Raw genomic sequence first — 250 nt, 5'->3', positions numbered from 1 at the left:
TCAATTCTTGACAGGCATAGTCTGTATCATGACCAGCTAGGATTTGGAATAGGAGTTGGATAATAATGTTTGTATCTGAGTACCGAAGATATTGGCGTTGATCATTAGTAACTAAGTATTTAGAAATAGACTTCCTGCGAAACAAGGATATGATAAAATAGAAGCATGAATTATGAATCCAGTAAAAAACTTTCCGATTTACGCTTTAAACGCCTAGTTGGTGTTGAGAGAAGAACTTTTGACAAAATGC

At 34.8% G+C, this 250-nt stretch carries 2 pseudogenes; one reads left to right on the top strand and one right to left on the bottom strand.

The annotated features are described in order from the left end of the window. A pseudogene (locus E4T71_RS10415) lies at window positions 1-136 on the bottom strand (IS1380 family transposase); the annotation flags it as partial. A 29-nt stretch (window positions 137-165) separates the two neighbouring features. Here E4T71_RS10415 and E4T71_RS09540 point away from each other — a divergent pair. Beyond that, a pseudogene (locus E4T71_RS09540) lies at window positions 166-250 on the top strand (IS5/IS1182 family transposase); the annotation flags it as partial.

This window comes from Streptococcus sp. WM07, assembly GCF_004570525.1.
GTDB lineage: Bacteria > Bacillota > Bacilli > Lactobacillales > Streptococcaceae > Streptococcus.
Note: the sequence above shows the minus strand (reverse complement) of the source record. Positions and strands in the feature narration are given on the sequence as shown.